This is a genomic window from Proteus sp. TSJ240517 (genome assembly GCF_047921575.1).
Lineage (GTDB): Bacteria > Pseudomonadota > Gammaproteobacteria > Enterobacterales > Enterobacteriaceae > Proteus.
The window spans coordinates 187,146-206,292 of record NZ_JBLRMH010000003.1 but is presented as its reverse complement, the minus strand read 5'-3'; the positions used below and the strand labels follow the sequence as shown (position 1 = coordinate 206,292).

Below are 19,147 nucleotides of genomic sequence, written 5' to 3'. Positions count from 1 at the left end.
AGGCAGTTTCATCATGCATGAAAGCTGCCCACAAATGAACCTATTATTCGCAGAACTGCCCAATTTTTGCTTTCAGAATATCAATCGCAACGCGGTTTTTCCCCCCTCTAGGTACAATAATATCGGCATATTGTTTAGAAGGTTCAATAAACTGGAAGAACATAGGACGAACGGTTTTATTATATTGTTCAATGACTGAGTCTAAGCTACGTCCACGTTCATTCACATCACGTTTAATTCTACGCATTAAGCAAATATCTAATGGCGTATCAACAAAGATAGAGAAATCCATCTCTTCACGCAGGCGTTTATCTGTTAATAACAAGATGCCTTCAATGATAATAACTTTTTTAGGTTGAAAAGGAATGGATTCTGTTTTGCGAGTGTGAGCAACGTAGTCGTATTGAGGGAGTTCGATGGTTTTTCCTGCTTTTAGTTCACACAAATGCTGATATAAAAGTGCGTGATCCATCGAATTTGGGTGGTCATAATTGACCTTATATCGTTCTTCCATCGTTAAATCACTTTGGTCACGATAATAACAATCTTCTGGTATCACCCCGATATTATGATCACCTACTTGCGCTCTTAATTCGCGGTAAAGTGTACTTGCAATAAGACTTTTACCCGAAGCAGAAGCTCCAGCGATACCTACAATTGTGCACTGATGTGCTGTGTCAGCCATAATCAAAAACCTGGTTTGAAATAAAAAGAGGGATAACGTAATAATATGTAAATATTACGCTAGCGCAGATTATAGTTTTGAAATCACTCTGGTTCCAGCGTAAAACCAGAAATCTATTCGTTTTTTATCAAAAACAGTCGGAAATCGCATGTAAAAAATGGAAAGCCAAATAGCTCTCCATTTAAATCAGCAAATAACTCAACGTATTATTTTACTGTCATTACACTGCGCGGAAAGAAATTTCCGTTGGGATTGCATCGCCATCCCAATACATTTGAGCAGACACTGTTGATGCGATTTCGCGATAAATATCAGCAAATTCGCCTTCAGGATCACGCATCACTGTTGGTTGCCCGCGGTCTAAGTCTTCACGTAAAGAGATATGAAGAGGAACTTGACCTAATAATTGGCAATGATATTTCTCTGCCAATTTCGCCGCACCACCAGTACCAAAGATAGGTTCAAGGTGACCACAGTTACTACAAATATGCGCGCTCATGTTTTCAATAATACCTAATACAGGTACATTGACTTTCTTAAACATGACGATCCCTTTCATTGCATCCACCAGCGCGATATCTTGTGGTGTTGTTACCACAACCGCAGCGGTTACAGGGATATTTTGAGATAAGGTTAATTGGATATCACCTGTTCCCGGCGGCATATCGATAACGAGATAATCCAAATCAGGCCACAGCGTATCTTGGAGCATTTGCATTAATGCTTTGCTCGCCATAGGACCACGCCATACCATTGCATTATCATCTGTAACTAAATAACCGATAGAGTTAGATGCTAAACCATAAGCCATAATAGGTGCCATATGTTGTCCATCAGGAGACGTTGGACGCTCCATTGTGGTACCCAACATATTCGGAATAGACGGTCCATAAATATCAGCATCAAGAATACCTACTTTAGCACCTTCTTGTGCAAGAGCTAATGCAAGGTTAACTGCTGTACTTGATTTACCAACGCCACCTTTACCAGAGCTCACAGCAAGAATATTACGCACACCATTAACGCCTGGTAGATCATTTGCACGGCGTAAGGTTGAAATATTGTGCTTGAGTTTCCATTCAATGGCTTTTGCACCAGTGATGTTGCGAAGTTCAGCTGTTTTTTCTTCGATTAGGACTTGGAAAGGTTTTTTCCAAACAAATGGCATCACTAACTCGATATGAAGAACATCGTCAATCATCGCACATTGATGTAATGCTTTTAGAGAAAGCAGATTACGCTTCAATGTCGGGTGTTCAAAAGTAGACAAGACACCTGAAACTTTTTCGTTCAGAATCTCAGGGGTGGTCTGCTCGGGGGATTTATCACTCATCCCGGCTCCTCTCGTTTTCATTATTTATTAAATATATGAGTGCATCTATCATATCAGATAGTAGATGACTACGTTAATGCCTTACCTCAATTTGCCAACTGAAATTTCTCTTGCAAAAACTCGATTATTGCCCTAGCGACATCATGACGGATCGGTTAACATCAAAGTCCCTTTTATTAATTTTATGGAAGTAAGATCCTTACTATGTCTCACGTCGCGAATAAATTATTGGTAACCTGCGCGTTACCTTATGCTAACGGTTCAATTCATCTCGGTCATATCCTTGAGCACATTCAGGCAGATATCTGGGTCCGTTATCAACGAATGCGCGGCAAAGAAGTTCATTTCATCTGCGCTGATGACGCTCACGGCACTCCAATTATGCTGAAAGCTCAACAACTGGGTATTACGCCAGAAGCCATGATTGAAGAAATGAGCAAAGAGCATCAACAGGATTTTGCTGGTTTTAATATCAGTTACGACAATTATCACTCTACACACAGTGAAGAGAGTCGCCAATTATCGACTAAAATTTATCTTGCACTGAAAAAAAATGGTCACATCAAAAGCAAAACTATTTCTCAGCTTTATGATGAAGAAAAAGGCATGTTTTTGCCTGACCGCTTTGTAAAAGGCACTTGCCCTAAATGTAAAGCGCAAGACCAATATGGTGATAACTGTGAAGTTTGTGGCTCAACTTACAGCCCAACAGAATTAATTAATCCACGCTCTGTTGTATCAGGTTCAACACCTGTTATGCGTGAAACTGAACACTATTTCTTCGACTTACCTGCATTTAGCAACATGTTACAAGAGTGGATCCGCTCTGGTGCTCTGCAAGAGCAAGTTGCGAATAAAATGCAAGAGTGGTTCGACAGCGGTTTACAACAGTGGGATATCACTCGTGACGCACCTTATTTTGGATTTGAAATCCCAGATGCACCGGGTAAATATTTCTATGTATGGCTAGATGCACCAATCGGCTACATGAGCTCTTTCTTAAACTTATGTGAAAAGCGTGGTGATTTAAGTTTTGATGAGTTCTGGAATAAAGACAGCAAAGCAGACCTTTATCACTTTATTGGTAAAGATATCGTCTATTTCCACAGCTTATTCTGGCCTGCCATGTTAGAAGGCAGCGAATACCGCAAGCCAACCAACCTGTTTGTTCACGGTTATGTCACTGTCAATGGCGCGAAGATGTCAAAATCTCGTGGCACCTTTATTACAGCTCGTGCTTACCTTGATCATTTTGATGCAGATTGCCTGCGTTATTACTATGCGGCAAAACTTTCCTCACGCATTGACGATATTGACCTAAACTTAGAAGACTTTGTTCAACGTGTTAACAGCGATATTGTTAATAAAGTCGTTAACCTTGCATCACGTACAGCGGGTTTTATCAGCAAGCGTTTTGATGGCAAATTAGCTGATTCTTTAGATGATGCTAAGCTTTATCAACACTTTGTTGATATGAAAGAAACTATCGCACAGTCATTTGAAAATCGTGAGTTTGGTAAAGCAGTTCGTGAAATCATGGCATTAGCGGATGAAGCCAACCGCTATATTGATGAAAAAGCGCCGTGGGTTGTAGCAAAACAAGAAGGTCAAGATGCACAGCTACAAGCTATTTGTACAATGGGTATTAACTTATTCCGTGTACTGATGACATATCTGAAACCTGTTTTACCTTCATTAACAGAACGTACAGAAGCCTTCTTGCAAACTGAATTAACATGGGATGCGCTTGAGAAACCACTGTTAAATCAAGATATTACAAAATTCAAAGCACTGTTTAACCGCATTGAAATGGATAAAGCTAATGCAATGGTTGAAGCATCTAAAAGCACCATTGCACCAGTAAAAGAAGTGACTGGTCCATTAGCAGATGACCCAATTCAAAAAACCATCAACTTTGATGATTTTGCGAAAATCGATATGCGTATTGCTGAAATTAAACAAGCTGATTTTGTTGAAGGATCAGACAAGTTGCTGAAACTAATTTTGGACTTAGGCGGTGAAACTCGCCAAGTATTCTCTGGTATTCGTACAGCATACCCAGATCCAAAAGTGTTGGAAGGTCGTCTAACCGTTATGGTAGCAAACTTAGCACCTCGTAAAATGCGTTTTGGTATTTCGGAAGGCATGGTAATGGCAGCAGGCCCTGGTGATAAAGATATCTTCTTACTCAGCCCAGATTCTGGTGCAAAACCGGGTCAGCAAGTGAAATAACAACCAAGATTCATTTGCCAAATAAATAAATGGCGGGGTTCTATAAGAGCCCCGCTCTTTTTTTATTGTGATCCATAGCACACTTTCAAAATCGGTGTATGATAAATCTGTTAGTTGATTTGGGACACTTACTTATGAAATCTAAACGGGCACGAGTGCAGATTACACTTTGGCACTATCTACGATCTTTTTTGGTACTTTATCTTTGTCTTTTTGCAGGTAATCTTATTTCAGCCCTTTTGCCCTTTGCGGTTCCAGGCAGTATTGTTGGCTTACTGATCCTTTTTGGTTTACTTGCTTTCCAGCTTATTCCATTACGCTGGGTAAAACCGGGTGCCAATATTCTATTAAAAAATATGACATTACTCTTTATTCCTATCGGGGTAGCCGTCATGAACTATTATGATTTATTAAGTCAGCAACTCTTCCCGATTGTTTTAGCCTGTATAGTCAGTACCTTTGGTGTAATGGCATTGGTTGCTTATTGTTCACACTACGTTCATCGTGAACGCATTATTGTTGGTGCAAAACCAGACCAAGTTGAAGATGTTGTTGTAGCAAAAGAAAAAGACGACGATAAAGCGTTAAGTGAGAAGAAAAAATGTTAATGTTAATGAATATCTGGTGGTCACTTCCTCTCACCATAATCGTCTTTTATTTATCACGTAAACTTGCGGCTCGTTATAAATTACCAATATTAAACCCGTTGCTTATTGGTATTGCAGTTATTATTCCCATTCTATTAATCACGCACACACCTTATGAGCATTATTTTGCAGGTAGTCGTATTTTAAATGACTTACTGCAACCTGCTGTTGTCGCTTTAGCGATACCGCTTTACCAGCAATTACACCAAATTCGCGCACAGTGGAAATCGCTGATCAGTATTTGCTTTATTGGTAGTATTGCCGCAATGGTCAGTGGTACTGCAATTGCCTTATGGGCAGGAGCAACACCCGAAATTGCTGCATCAATTTTACCTAAATCAGTGACAACGCCTATCGCAATGGCTGTCGCAGATTCCATAGGTGGTATTCCTGCAATCAGTGCTGCATGTGTTATTGCAGTAGGTATTTTAGGTGCCATTTTTGGTCACACACTCTTTAAAATACTGCGTATTCCTACTCACGCATCTCGTGGTTTAGCTATGGGAACCGTTTCTCACGCAGTGGGAACAGCAAGAGCGGCTGAAGTCGATTATATTGAAGGTGCTTATAGCTCACTGGCATTAATGACCTGTGGGATTATTACTTCCCTTACAGCGCCATTTATCTTCCCTATTATTTTGCATCTTTATAGTTGATACCTTTCTTATTCTCCATTCTTAAATCCTCGATTTAATTAAATTTATTTCGGGGATTTTTACTATAAATTTGAGATACATCTCTCAATTAATGAATTTGTTGCAATTGTTTCATTGAAAATATGATTTTCATCACATATAAGAATGGGTAAAGATGCCTAGAATCTTATAATACAGAAAGATTAATGGGAGACTCATGTATGCATACTCGTTTTCAGGCAATTTGGTCAGATTTATCCCCTCAGTTACAACAAGCACTTGCTCCTTATCTTGAGCAGGATGAATTCCCTGCAATGTTTACGGCAGAACAGGTCAATGCCATAAAAACACAGTTACAATGTAATGATGATGCCTTAGCCCTAGCACTTTTACCAGTTGCCGCAGCTTGTGCTGTCGCGCCAATCTCTAATTTCAAAGTGGGTGCGATTGCTCGTGGCGAAAGTGGTAATCTCTATTTCGGTGCCAATATGGAATTTGCTGGCGCACCGCTACAACAAACGGTTCATGCTGAACAAAGCGCCGTGACTCATGCATGGTTACGTGGTGAATCTCGCTTAATCTCAGTCACCGTTAACTATACACCTTGTGGTCATTGCCGCCAGTTTATGAACGAATTGAACAGTGGCACCCATATTCAAATTCAGTTGCCGGGTAGAAAAATGGCAACATTAGGCGATTATTTACCTGATAGCTTTGGCCCGAAAGATCTCAATATCACCTCTTTATTAATGGACAAAGTTAATCACGGTTACAAAATTGATAACCCTAGTGAATTAGCACAACAGGCACTACAAGCTGCCAATCGTAGCCATGCTCCTTATAGTGGATCGCACAGTGGTATTGCTGTTCAAATGAAAAATGGCAAAATTTTCCAAGGTAGCTACGCTGAAAATGCCGCATTTAATCCAAGTTTACCGCCATTACAAGCAGCATTAATTTTATTAAATATGGCAGGTGAGTGTGTGATGGATATTGAATCTGCTGTCTTAATTGAAAAAGCAGAGACAATTTTAACGCAATGGGATGCAACACAAGCAACATTAACTGCTTTAGGTTGCCGCCAAATGCAACGCATCACTTTGTAAAAAGTTTTAACTTATTCCTCTAAAAATCTCTCCTAAAAAAAGCATCAACATGTAAATTTTGCTGATGCTTACCAGAAAAAGTTGTAACAACCGTATCTATCTCTCATTTCCAAGCATAAAAATCATAAAAAAATAACATAAGCTGTACATATTTTTATTATTTTGTAGGATCTACAATTGTCATGTGACTAACTGCCTTACAAGAGTATTTTTCATGGAACTGGAACACGAAAGTAAACGCCCTCTCTACATCCCGTATGCAGGCCCAATCCTGCTTGAATTTCCCCTGTTAAATAAAGGTAGTGCTTTTAGCGATGAAGAACGCAGTACCTTTAACTTACATGGTTTACTGCCTGAAGCAGTAGAAACCATTGAAGAACAGGTTGAACGCGCTTATCGCCAATATCTTGATTTCAAAAACGATAACGATAAACATATTTACCTAAGAAATATTCAAGACACTAACGAAACTCTATTTTACCGTTTATTAGAATCTCACCTCACTGAAATGATGCCAATCATTTACACACCAACAGTGGGTGAAGCCTGTGAACATTTCTCCGATATTTATCGTCGCGCTCGCGGTTTATTTATCTCTTACCCTAACCGCGCCAATATCGACGATATGCTACAAAATGCCACTAAACAAAACGTAAAAGTGATTGTTGTGACTGATGGCGAACGTATTCTTGGTTTAGGTGATCAAGGTATCGGTGGTATGGGCATTCCTATCGGTAAACTCTCTTTATATACCGCGTGTGGTGGTATTAGCCCCGCTTACACCCTGCCTGTTGTGCTAGATGTGGGAACGAATAATCCACAACGCTTAAACGATCCACTGTATATGGGATGGCGTCATCCTCGTATTACAGGTGATGAATATAACGAGTTTGTCGATGAGTTTATCCAAGCTGTTAAACGTCGCTGGCCAAATGTTTTACTACAATTTGAAGATTTCGCACAAAAAAATGCGATGCCTTTATTAAATCGTTATCGTGATGAATTATGTTGCTTTAATGACGATATTCAAGGTACAGCGTCGGTCACTTTAGGTAGCCTAATTGCAGCAAGTCGTGCTGCGGGTCGCCAATTAAAAGATCAAACTGTCACTTTCTTAGGCGCAGGTTCTGCGGGTTGTGGTATTGCCGAGCAAATCATCGCCCAAATGAAATCTGAAGGTTTAAGTGATGAGCAAGCGCGTGAACGTATCTTTATGGTTGACCGTTTCGGCTTATTAACAGACAAACTGCCAAATTTACTTGATTTCCAAAGCAAACTTATCCAAAAAAGCGAAACTATTGCTGATTGGCAAACCGAAAGCGATGCTATTTCACTACTAGAAGTGGTTAAGAATGCAAAACCAACTATTTTGATTGGTGTTTCAGGACAAGCAGGCTTATTCACTGAAGAAATTATTCGTGAAATGCACAAACACTGTGAACGCCCTATCGTAATGCCATTATCTAACCCGACGTCTCGTGTAGAGGCGCGTCCTGAAGATATTATCAACTGGACTGATGGACAAGCTTTAGTGGCAACAGGTAGTCCATTTGCACCAGTTAAATACAAAGATAAAGAATATCCAATTGCACAGTGCAACAACTCTTATATCTTCCCAGGTATTGGATTAGGTGTTATCGCATGTGGTGCAAAACGTGTTACTGATGCCATGTTGATGGTGGCAAGTCGCGCATTAGCAGATTGCTCACCAATGGCAAAAGACGGTGATGGATCTCTGTTACCTTTACTGGCTGATATTCAAAAAGTTTCGCGCTATATCGCAAAACAAGTTGCAAAAGAAGCACAAGTACAAGGTGTTGCTACTGTTACTTCTGATTCAGCATTAGAAGAAGCAATTGAACGTAACTATTGGTCACCAGAGTACCGTATTTACAAAAGAACCTCGTTCTAAGTAGTTTGAAACACTAAGTACCATTCCGAAAAGCGCGTCATTACTTAATATGAGGCGCTTTTTTCTTGCTTCCCTATCGCCGCTCAAGTAGCCTTAACTATTATGAAAGTCATTCGTTATTTGCGTCATTAAGGCAAGGACATGCTAAAACGCCTCATTTATCTTTTTCTCACAATTTTTATTCTACTTGCAGTCACCTTGATTGCCTGCGATCGCTGGATCGGGTGGAAAACCAATCCCTATATATTTGAAGACGTGGATACATTACCTGCTAAAAAAGTGGGCATGGTGTTAGGCACATCAAAGTACTATACCAGCGGTTATATAAATCAGTTTTATCAATACCGCATCCAAGGCGCTGTAAATGCTTATAATAGTGGCAAAATTCAGTATTTATTGCTCAGCGGCGATAATGCAAAACATAGTTATAATGAACCAAATACGATGCGTAAGGATCTCATTAAAGCGGGCATTCCTGCCTCTCGTATTGTGATGGATTTTGCAGGCTTCAGAACACTTGATTCAGTAGTACGAACAAAAGAGGTATTTGGTACAGATGGATTTACCATTATTACTCAGCGTTTTCACTGTGAACGAGCTGTTTTTATCGCATTAGAAAAAGGAATTGATGCACAATGCTTTGCGGTTGCATCGCCTAAAAGCATGTTTAAAGTACGTGTACGTGAAGTATTTGCCAGAGCAGGTGCAATGATTGATGTTTATATTCTAAACCGCGAACCACGCTTTTTAGGGCCGCCAGAAACGATTCCCGCAATACAATCTATTCCTGAAGGCATTAAAGGTTATCCTGCGGTTTCACCAGAGGAAGTCGAATCACTTCCTCTAAATGAAAATAATCATGAAAAAAGCTAAAAGAATTGCGCTAATTTCGAGGCTGATTTACGCCAAATCCACTCTATTGGCCCTTGTGGAAAATAACGTAACCAAATCACAGCAAAAGCAATATTGATTGCCCAAATGACGGCAACAAAAGGCATCAGTTCAGGTAGAGTAAATTGATTAAATAGCCCCATACGCTGAAATAAATAAATACCGATAACACTTTGCATTAAATAGGTTGTTAACGCCATTTTGCCAACACAACGTAAAGCATAGGCAAAATAAGAGTGTTGAATAATATTCCAGCTCCAATAAAACAGCGCAATATACCCCAAACTTTGCATCACTTGGATCAACATGGTTAAAGGTTGTGCCCAAATAGCCGCCCAGCGGTAATCCCAATCAAGATAATAATCCACCAGCACAATAACCGTTTGTAAGCTTAAACTAATTGTGAGGAAATAAAGTGCCACATGACCATAATGAGCGCGACTAAATTTCTGCTGCAACCACCCTGATGCCATTAATGCAGAACCCATCAACATCGCACCAAACAAAAACCAACTGTATTGACGTACTAGATTAAAAACAAAAAGACTTAGTTCATTCAAACGATAATAAACACTATTTAAATAAGGCCCTGTTTTCCAATCTGATTCAGACAATTGAGAATATGGCGTGCTATACCAAACGGTATCAATAAAATCACGATAATAGTAAAACAGCGCACCTAAAATCAGTGCGCCACAAAAATAGAGTATCACTCCTAATATAAATTGGTGCTTTGTTGCGATTGATTTGATAAACGCAAAAACAAATAAACCACATATACTATATGGAAATAAAATATCACCTTCCCAAATAAATAATGTGTGAATAACACCAATTAATGCCAGTACAACTAATCGCGATAAATTAAAACGAGTTCCTTTATACAAAAGGAGATAAAGCGTACCACCAAATAGCAGCGCAAAAATAAAGAGGAATTTTCCTTGAGCAAATAGATTTAATGCCATCCATGTTATACGATCACCAAAAGAGGCTTCTCCCGAATGTAATGGATTAAATGAAGCCACTCTTAATAATGCAAAACCTGAAATATTGAGCAATAAAATGCCAAGGATCGCCATTCCTCTCAACGCATCGAGGGCTTCAATACGTTGATGAGACGATTCATTCATTTTTATTTAAATCTCAAAGATGACGAACAGCGCGCAGAAACTCCTGACGCGTATTTTGACTAGATTTAAATAACCCGCCTAATGAAGTTGTTGTTGTTGCACTAGTTGCATCACGAATACCACGAGCTTTAACACAATAGTGAACCGCATCAATAGAAACAGCTACATTTTTTGTGCCTAGTAACGTTTGTAATGCGATAAGGATTTGCTGTGTTAAGCGCTCTTGAACTTGAGGACGCTGAGCAAAGAATTGCACAATTCGATTAATTTTAGATAACCCAATCACTTTATCTTTCGGGATATAAGCCACAATAGCTTTACCATCAATGGTGACAAAGTGGTGTTCGCAAGTACTTGTTAATGTGATATCTCGTACCGTCACCATTTCATCAACTTGCATTTTATTTTCGATTAGTGTGATTTTGGGGAAATTGTGGTAATCCAGCCCTGAGAAAATTTCATCAACATACATTTTAGCGATACGACGAGGAGTTTCAGCTAAACTATCGTCGCTTAAATCTAGATTTAACAGCTTCATCACTTCTGTCATATGATGTTCAATTTGCTGTTTGCTCTCACTTGGAGAGAGTTTCGGTTCACGAAGAGGCGTTTCCAAACCGCGTTCAACTAACGCAGCGTGCACCCATTGCGCCTCTTTACTTAATGATGACATTGGACTCTCCGATAAACACATTAATTAAGTAGCCGTTATCGCTCTTAGCAACAACAGCCTACACTTTAGATGACCTCAATCACATTATCCAGCAATACCGCATTTTTCGTTATGAAATTATTGCATTTTTGTATGAGCTATTTTTAGTTTAAGCCTGATTTTTTTCTTTTAAACACACCAGAAAACCACCGATTATCAATACAATAAAAGCGACATAAAGAGCAGGTTCTAATTTTCCCGTCAATGCTGTTGAAAGTGAAGAAATTACGGGGCCAACTAATTGCCCGATGGCATAAAAAGTGGTGAGTAAACCCGCCATATAACGCCCATGTTGAGGCGCTAATTCACGACCTCGTAAAAACGCCAGTTGTACTGCACACATTAAGCCACCACCAATTAAAAATGCCCCTATCGCCAACCCAGTAATGGTAGGAACCCACAGCGCAATCAGTATGCCTAACGCTTGTAACCAAAGCGTAATGGCTAAACGTAACTGCGTGTTTAATACATTACGCGTGAAAATAGTGATCCCAATACATAATGCCGCAGAAGCACCAAAAACAGGCCAAACAAATTGCGCAATTAAGCTCCCTGGAAAGCGTTCTGCTGCCATTTGAGAAAGAAAAGTTGCGGGTAAAATATAGCCAAACCCAGCAAAGGTATAACCCCAAATCAGCCTTTTTATCGCTGGCGTAAGCGTTAAAGAGGTAACTTTTACTTCCTCTCTGCTCATTGTCCAAGGCTTTGGAAGATGGTAGCTCACATATATGGCACAAATAAAAGCAAGAGAACCATAAATTAACCACCCTGCCACTGCACTCATTTGCCATTTCATAATTAACACAGCAAGAATACCGCTGATAAATATACCAGCACCCGTTCCTGCATAAACAGCCACACTTAATGCAGGTCGATTAAGGCGAGCCAGTAACTCGTTAGCCCATGAAGCCACCAGCACTAATGTCCAACCACTTGCCCAACCAATAAAAAAACGTGCAATACTATGTGTAAAAGCATCATTTAAAAAAGCAGACAACAGCGTGATTATCACCGCCCCCCAAAGACCCGCCCACAAGCGATACCCCACACCTTTAACAGCTTTCATCGCATCATAGGAGCCTGCAAGATAACCAAGATAATTAAATGCAGCGACAATTCCCGCACTTGTTAACGTCAATTGATATTCTGCAATCATCAACGGCACTTGCGGTGTAAAGGTAAAGCGCCCTATTCCCATTGCAACCACTAAAGCAAGAAACCCGCTAAACGCGATATGAAAAGCTTGCGCTGAATGACTTTGGTGATTTGAAGTATTCATGGATATCCATTATTTTGTTTTATCATTTTAAATGTGCTACTCATTAATAACAGAACAAGCAACATATTAACTCCAATCAGTTAACATTTTTGCAATAAAAAGTTTCATTTCTTTCTATTCACAAGATGATCTCTGACATGATGATGTTCATCGTGATAGATTAGTATCATGAAATAAAACAGAACATTTCGATAGATCTTGGAGTATATGATGAGTCAATGTCACGTTAGCGGTTTATTATCTCTTGATGAAGCGCTAGAAAAACTACTTGAAAAACCGCTGGCAATTACCAATACCCTTAACATTCCATTAAATAACGCCGCAGATTATATTCTAAGTGAAGATATTACCTCTCCACTGAATGTGCCACCGTTTGATAATTCGGCAATGGATGGTTATGGACTTCGTTACGCTGACTTAGAAGCTCAAACTCCACTTCCTGTTGCTGGTAAATCGTTCGCGGGTATTCCTTTTGAGGGAGAACTCCCAGCTGGGCAATGTGTACGCATTATGACAGGAGCTATGGTTCCTGCTGGTGTTGATACTGTCATTATGCAAGAAGAAGCCGAAGTGACCGAACATGGTGTCCGTTTTTCACAGCCTGCTAAAAAAGGCCAGAATATTCGCCGTATTGGTGAAGATATTAAAGAAAACGATATTGTATTACCTGCTGGCACGAAGCTTTCAACAGCGCAATTACCTTTAATTGCCTCTTTAGGTGTAGCAACAGTACAAGTTTATCGTCGTTTAAAAGTCGCTGTTTTCTCAACGGGTGATGAATTACAAACTATTGGTCAGCCATTAAAAGCGGGACAAATTTATGATACCAACCGCTTTGCGGTACGTTTAATGCTTGAAAAACTAGGATGTGAAGTTTTAGATTTAGGCGTTATTCCTGATTCACCAGAAAAACTGCGTGAAACCTTTAAAAAGGCTGATCAAGAAGCAGATTTAGTCATCAGCAGTGGCGGTGTTTCTGTAGGCGAAGCCGATTATACGAAACAAATTCTTGATGAAATTGGCGAAATTGGTTTTTGGAAATTAGCCATTAAACCGGGAAAACCTTTTGCTTTCGGTCGCTTACACAATGCATGGTTCTGCGGTTTGCCGGGTAATCCCGTGTCAGCCACAGTGACATTCTATCAATTGGTTCAACCGTTAATTGCACGCCTATCTGGTTTTAGCCATTGGAAAGCACCGCAACGTTTCCAAGCTATTGCACAATCTCCATTGAAAAAATCAGCGGGTCGTCTTGATTTCCAACGTGGTATTGCCAGTATTAATGCCGAGGGCGTATGGCAAGTCGAAACATCTGGGCATCAAGGTTCCCATGTTTATAGCTCTTTTAGTGCCGCTAATTGCTTTATCGTTTTAGAGCGTGAACGCGGTAAAGTTGCAGCTGGCGAAACTGTTACTATCGAGCTATTTAATTCTCTATTAAAAAGCGAATAGCCTTTATGAGTATTGAATTAACGGATGAAGAAACACTACGTTACAATCGCCAGATTGTATTAAGGGGCTTTGATTTTGATGGTCAAGAGGCGCTGAAAAATGCCTCTGTACTGATAGTTGGTGCAGGTGGCTTAGGATGTAGTGCCTCACAATATCTTACAGCAGCAGGTGTAGGAAAACTCACTTTATTAGATTTTGATACGGTTTCCCTTTCTAATCTTCAGCGACAAATTCTTCATCGCGACGCCACGATTGGTCAACCCAAAGTACTATCTGCGAAAGCAACATTAGAAGCAATTAATCCTCATGTCACAATAGAAACCGTTGATGCATTACTTGAAGATGAAGCTTTAGCGGAGCTTATTAGCCACCATAACCTTGTTATGGATTGCACTGATAATGTGACAGTGCGTGAGCAACTTAATCGCCTCTGTTTTCATCAGAAAAAACCGCTCGTTTCTGGTGCGGCTATTCGGATGGAAGGTCAAATCAGCGTATTCACCTATCGAGATGATGAGCCTTGCTATCGCTGTTTAAGTCATCTTTTTGGTGATAACGCTTTAAGTTGTGTTGAAGCTGGCGTAATGGCGCCTGTTGTAGGCACTATTGGTACTTTACAAGCCGTTGAAGCTATCAAACTGCTTACAGGGTATGGTGAACATTTACATGGCAAGGTGTTGATGTTTGACGCAATGCGAATGCAATTTCGTGAATTCAAATTACCTAAAAATCCACATTGCGAAGTGTGCTCAACCAATTTACCAGACAATTAACCACGCTGATGCTTGAATAAGGTAAGTCTATATTCTTTAAGCTTACCTTATTTCACTCAATCTCTAAGTTGTATTCATATTCATCATTAAGTCGATGTAACAAGCTTGTAGTATTCACTCTGATTTAATTCTACTATGACCGCCCGCGTCAAAACGCAACAGGATGCCCTATAAACAAAATAATCATTTAAGCACGCATTCTACGTGCTAAAAAAGCAATACAAGGTAGAAGAATGACATTTCAAATTGCAGACACTCTCTATTACAACGGACTTATTTATACCGCTGATCATAATGACACTATTGTTGATGCTATCGCGATCAGCCAAGGTGTGATTATTGCTTCAGGTAAAAAAGAGGGGTTACTTTCTTACTGTAATGAAAATACTGAGCAGATTGATTTACAGGGAAGAATGGTCATGCCGGGCATTATTGATGCACATATGCACCCATTCTGGGGAGGCGCAACACTAGCGGGTTGCCATCTTGATTATCAATCACTCTCTATCGATGACATTTTATTACGTATTCAGAAATACCTTGATGAAAACTTTATTGATAGTGATACCGAATGGTTAAAAGTTTCCGCATGGTATCGTGAAGGTATGCAACCTGAAGGTGTGCAAATGACACGTTATCACCTTGATACCTTAAATACGACTCGCCCTATTTTGCTCTTTTCTAGCGATTGTCATAGTGTTCTTGCTAATTCTCGCGCTTTAGAACTGTTAAATATCACCACTGAAACGCCCGATCCACCTGATGGAAATATTGAACGTGATGGTGATAGAACACCGATTGGCATTCTTGAAGATGCGCCAGCAATGCAAGCCATTGATAGCTTGCCCCCATTAACTGAAGATCAAAATTTACAAATAGCTCGCCATGTTCAAAAATTATTAAATGAACAAGGCGTAACCACGATTATGGATGCTCGTGTGGGTGAGCCTCAATTACGCGCCTTCAACACGTTAAGACAAGCAGGTGAATTAACCCTGCGCATAGAGAATGCCGTTGAAATCACGCCAGATGATGTACCTTGTATTGAAGATATTCCAAACGCTGTATGCCATGCTGTCACTCGCTTTTCGCAATGGCATCAAATCAGCGAAGGTGCTCAACCCAGTGTTGCGATCCGCCATATCAAACTTTTCCTTGATGGTGTATTACAAGCGCCGATTATGACAGCGCGCTTGCACTCACCTTATCGTATTAACGTTGGCACTGATGATACGCCACACTGGCAAGACTCTGAACATATTGGCGATCTCTATTTCTCGCCTGAAATTTTAACACCGTTAGTCACAGAAATTGCCCGTGCGGGTTATCACCCTCATATTCATACTGTTGCTGAAGGTGCAATTAGTACGGCACTTGATGCTATTAGTGCAATGCGCAAAGCCTTACCTGAAAAAGACATAAGACCGGGGCTTGCACATAATGAATTGATGTGTGAAAAAGATTATGCCCGTTTTACACAACTAAAAGCCTTCCCTTTCCTCTCCTTCCAATGGGCAGCAGCAGAACAGAGCAATATCGAAAAAGATATTGAAATGCTAGGTAAATCTCGCTGTGACTATTTAGAGACTGCTGGCAAGTTTATTGATGCTGGCGTTACTGTTGCTTTTGGTAGCGATTGGCCAATTGACCCACTTAATGAATGGTACGATTTTAAAGTTGCGATGACTCGCCAAAAAGATGCAGCAAGCCCACGCCTTGATAATGATCGTAACCTTACGTTAATTGAAGTCCTACGTGCTGCTACCATTAATGCCGCTCAAGCATTAGATATGGATAAACAAATTGGATCATTAGAAGTCGGAAAATTTGCCGATTTAATCGTATTAGATAGAAACCTGTTTGAAATATCGGCAGAAGATGTTGAAAATGTCAGGGTATTGTGTACGATCATTGCGGGGAAACCCACAATTTAGCTGAATAATATAATTAATAAACCCGCTTAAAAAGCGGGTTTATTTTTATAATCGCACTTAATCTTATGAAAAATAAGATAAATTTAATAGAATTATAAAGCAATTCCCATCATTGTGCTGACTTCTTTTAATCCTTCTCGCTCATAAAAACGTTTAGCGGCACCATTTTCAGCTAATACAGACAATTCGAGATGCGTCATTTTTTCTGATTTTGCCCACTCTTTCATTGCGGTCAACAATAAACGGCCTACGCCTTGGCTACGTACCGTAGGATCAGTAACGATATCGTAAATATAAGCATATTTACGTTGAACCAAGCAGTTAAACATAGGTGTTTCTTGAATTTGCGCTATGCTAAATCCAACCACTTTGCCATCTAAATCTGCAACCAAAAGATGAAACTTATTATTTTTTATTCCATTAATAATAAATGCTTCATCTTGCTTACCCGGCTTTAATCTTTCTGGCTGTAATGTTGCCATTTCATCAAATAAATGGATATAAAGAGTATTAATTTCTTCTACATCAGACAATATTGCTTTTCTTATGATTACCATTTTTTACCTTTATTTGTTATAGGTTTTTACTGGAGGTGCAATATATGTTTCAAATTTATCTAATAATTGAATAGGGCATTGTTCCACAATCGCCATATGGCGATATTTTTCATGTAGGAATTGTTCATCCGCCATTTTATCAATCATCATCAAAAGCGGATCGTAAAATTGATTAATATTAAGTATGCCCAATGGTTTTTGGTGCAAACCAATTTGGCTCCATGTAAAGACTTCACTAAACTCCTCTAATGTACCGAAACCACCGGGTAAAGCGACAAAACCACCAGCCAGTTCTATCATTTTATTTTTACGTTGATGCATTGTTTCAACAACATGCAGTTCGGTCAGATTTTTATGCGATATTTCACGCCCTTCTAATAGTGTAGGAATAACCCCTATCACCTTTCCGCCTTCAGCTAATACAGTATCAGCGAGAGTGCCCATAATACCGACACTGGCACCACCATAAACTAAGGTAATATTACGTTTAACTAGCTCTTTGGCAAAAATAATTGCTTGTTCTTTATAAATAGGTGAAGCGCCTAAACTAGAACCACAATACACTGCGATAGATTTTATTTTACTCATTTCTTTATTCTCTTTTAGCTAGTTAAATCGAGCTTGGAATTATACTGAAGGTATTTTTAATAAAAAAGGTTAAAAAAAGTGTTTTTACGCTTTTTATTTCACATATATATTTAATCATTATTAATGCTTATATTTATGAGACGTCATTTTTTATTTTATTAAAAATAAATTAAGTTATATTTTAGCTAATCGCACTCAACTAAATTAAAATAAAAAATATTTATTAATGAATAGCTATATTAAAGTCGGTGATTTTATTTTATATTATGCGATCCTTTGTTATCTGCTAACAGAGAACACATAACGATTGATTATTGACGAGGTTTTATAGGATGTTGTCAGCCAGACACTCAGCTAAATTACAGGTGTTTTACCCTGTGCTTCTTTTGCTTCTCTCCATGCTTTCAATTCAAAGCGGCGCATCCCTTGCTAAAAGCCTATTTCCTGTTATTGGTGCCCCAGCTGTAACGGCGTTACGTCTATTATTGGGTACTTTGATCCTCTTTTTTATTTTTAAACCGTGGCGACTCAAATTTACTCGAAAATCAATTATGCCACTGTTTCTATATGGTTTATCTTTAGGAGCAATGAATTACCTTTTCTACCTTGCTCTTGAAACTATTCCTTTAGGAATTGCTGTTGCCCTTGAATTTACAGGCCCTTTAGCTGTTGCTATGTTTTCATCGCGCAGAGCCATCGACTTTTTATGGATAATTTTAGTCATTGCAGGCTTAGGATTATTGCTACCTATTGGCGATAATATTCATGGATTAGATCCTCTAGGTATTCTTTATGCACTGGGTGCTGGTGTAGGTTGGGCGCTATATATTGTATTCGGACAACGTGCAGGTAAAGGCTACGGTGCGGCAACAGTTTCAATTGGCTCATTAGTGGCTGCCTTTATTTTCGTTCCTATTGGTATGTTACAAAGTAGCCCTGACATTATGTTTAGCTGGTCAATTTTACCAGTTGCATTAGCCATTGCAATTTTATCAACTGCATTTCCTTACACCTTAGAAATGATTGCGCTTACACGTTTACCCGCTAAAACGTTCGGTACTCTAATGAGCTTAGAGCCTTGTATGGGTGCCTTTATTGGTATTATTTTCTTACACGAACATTTGACACTAATTCAATGGATTGCCCTTGCCTTTATTGTATTAGCCTCTATAGGTTCAACAGCAACCATGAAAAATAAAACCAAAATTGAAGAGGTTAAATAATTACTTAACCGTATTTTCTTATAAGAAATAAATATTTATTTAAAAAGGATCTTATGAT

The 19,147-nt window shown here is 39.3% G+C and carries 17 protein-coding genes; 10 read left to right on the top strand and 7 right to left on the bottom strand.

What is annotated here, in order from left to right; all coding sequences use genetic code 11:
• Positions 1-43 precede the first annotated feature (43 nt).
• Both udk and apbC read right to left on the bottom strand, forming a co-directional pair.
• On the bottom strand, positions 44-685 hold the full coding sequence (gene udk / locus ACNARN_RS07250) for a uridine kinase (RefSeq protein ID WP_109373469.1): 642 nt from the start codon (positions 683-685) through the stop codon (positions 44-46).
• Between the two features lie 220 nt (positions 686-905).
• On the bottom strand, positions 906-2,018 hold the full coding sequence (gene apbC / locus ACNARN_RS07245; RefSeq protein ID WP_036912151.1) for an iron-sulfur cluster carrier protein ApbC: 1,113 nt from the start codon (positions 2,016-2,018) through the stop codon (positions 906-908).
• A 204-nt stretch (positions 2,019-2,222) separates the two neighbouring features.
• Between apbC and metG the strand changes: the two genes are divergently transcribed.
• The 6 genes from metG (at position 2,223) to sanA (ending at position 9,423) form a co-directional block, all read left to right on the top strand.
• Positions 2,223-4,250 (top strand): methionine--tRNA ligase, encoded by a 2,028-nt coding sequence (gene metG, locus ACNARN_RS07240; protein ID WP_416304293.1) that lies wholly within the window; start codon positions 2,223-2,225, stop codon positions 4,248-4,250.
• A 134-nt stretch (positions 4,251-4,384) separates the two neighbouring features.
• Entirely contained in the window at positions 4,385-4,858 is a 474-nt protein-coding gene (locus ACNARN_RS07235) for a CidA/LrgA family protein (protein WP_198620466.1), read from the top strand.
• Positions 4,858-5,553 (top strand): CidB/LrgB family autolysis modulator, encoded by a 696-nt coding sequence (locus tag ACNARN_RS07230; protein ID WP_100159648.1) that lies wholly within the window; start codon positions 4,858-4,860, stop codon positions 5,551-5,553. The genes ACNARN_RS07235 and ACNARN_RS07230 overlap by 1 nt, the downstream gene beginning before the upstream one ends.
• 200 nt (positions 5,554-5,753) lie before the next feature.
• Positions 5,754-6,638, top strand: a complete 885-nt coding sequence (gene cdd / locus ACNARN_RS07225) for a cytidine deaminase (RefSeq protein WP_198620465.1) — start codon at positions 5,754-5,756, stop codon at positions 6,636-6,638.
• 214 nt (positions 6,639-6,852) lie between these two features.
• Positions 6,853-8,550 carry an NAD-dependent malic enzyme gene (locus ACNARN_RS07220; RefSeq protein ID WP_196533004.1) on the top strand — a complete coding sequence of 566 codons (1,698 nt, stop codon included), beginning with the start codon at positions 6,853-6,855 and terminating at the stop codon, positions 8,548-8,550.
• Between the two features lie 141 nt (positions 8,551-8,691).
• Entirely contained in the window at positions 8,692-9,423 is a 732-nt protein-coding gene (sanA, locus tag ACNARN_RS07215) for an outer membrane permeability protein SanA (protein WP_198620464.1), read from the top strand.
• Here the strand turns inward: sanA and yeiB are convergent.
• The 3 genes from yeiB to ACNARN_RS07200 form a co-directional block, all read right to left on the bottom strand.
• The gene (yeiB, locus tag ACNARN_RS07210; RefSeq protein WP_198620463.1) at positions 9,420-10,571 is read right to left on the bottom strand and encodes a DUF418 domain-containing protein YeiB; all 1,152 of its coding nucleotides are present in this window, start codon (positions 10,569-10,571) and stop codon (positions 9,420-9,422) included. The genes sanA and yeiB overlap by 4 nt on opposite strands.
• A 13-nt stretch (positions 10,572-10,584) precedes the next feature.
• Positions 10,585-11,244, bottom strand: a complete 660-nt coding sequence (gene folE / locus ACNARN_RS07205) for a GTP cyclohydrolase I FolE (protein ID WP_023581251.1) — start codon at positions 11,242-11,244, stop codon at positions 10,585-10,587.
• A 148-nt stretch (positions 11,245-11,392) separates the two neighbouring features.
• A complete protein-coding gene (locus ACNARN_RS07200; protein WP_416304292.1) occupies positions 11,393-12,562 on the bottom strand; it encodes a YbfB/YjiJ family MFS transporter in 1,170 nt (389 codons plus the stop codon).
• 210 nt (positions 12,563-12,772) lie between these two features.
• Here ACNARN_RS07200 and moeA point away from each other — a divergent pair, with 210 nt between their 5' ends.
• The 3 genes from moeA (at position 12,773) to ACNARN_RS07185 (ending at position 16,721) form a co-directional block, all read left to right on the top strand.
• Positions 12,773-14,014, top strand: coding sequence for a molybdopterin molybdotransferase MoeA (moeA, locus tag ACNARN_RS07195; protein WP_196533001.1), 1,242 nt, complete (start codon positions 12,773-12,775; stop codon positions 14,012-14,014).
• A gap of 5 nt (positions 14,015-14,019) precedes the next feature.
• A complete protein-coding gene (gene moeB, locus ACNARN_RS07190; RefSeq protein ID WP_416304291.1) occupies positions 14,020-14,787 on the top strand; it encodes a molybdopterin-synthase adenylyltransferase MoeB in 768 nt (255 codons plus the stop codon).
• Between the two features lie 233 nt (positions 14,788-15,020).
• Complete coding sequence (locus ACNARN_RS07185; protein WP_368927143.1) at positions 15,021-16,721, top strand: amidohydrolase; 1,701 nt, start codon at positions 15,021-15,023, stop codon at positions 16,719-16,721.
• 92 nt (positions 16,722-16,813) lie between these two features.
• On the opposite strand, the gene ACNARN_RS07180 is transcribed toward ACNARN_RS07185, so the two are convergent.
• Both ACNARN_RS07180 and ACNARN_RS07175 read right to left on the bottom strand, forming a co-directional pair.
• Positions 16,814-17,278: a GNAT family N-acetyltransferase gene (locus ACNARN_RS07180; RefSeq protein ID WP_198620459.1), complete on the bottom strand. Its 465-nt coding sequence runs from the start codon at positions 17,276-17,278 to the stop codon at positions 16,814-16,816.
• A 9-nt stretch (positions 17,279-17,287) separates the two neighbouring features.
• Positions 17,288-17,866, bottom strand: coding sequence for a TIGR00730 family Rossman fold protein (locus ACNARN_RS07175; protein ID WP_196573867.1), 579 nt, complete (start codon positions 17,864-17,866; stop codon positions 17,288-17,290).
• A 332-nt stretch (positions 17,867-18,198) separates the two neighbouring features.
• On the opposite strand from ACNARN_RS07175, the gene rhtA reads away from it, so the two are divergent.
• Positions 18,199-19,089: a threonine/homoserine exporter RhtA gene (rhtA, locus tag ACNARN_RS07170; protein ID WP_100159509.1), complete on the top strand. Its 891-nt coding sequence runs from the start codon at positions 18,199-18,201 to the stop codon at positions 19,087-19,089.
• The last annotated feature ends 58 nt before the right edge of the window (positions 19,090-19,147 follow it).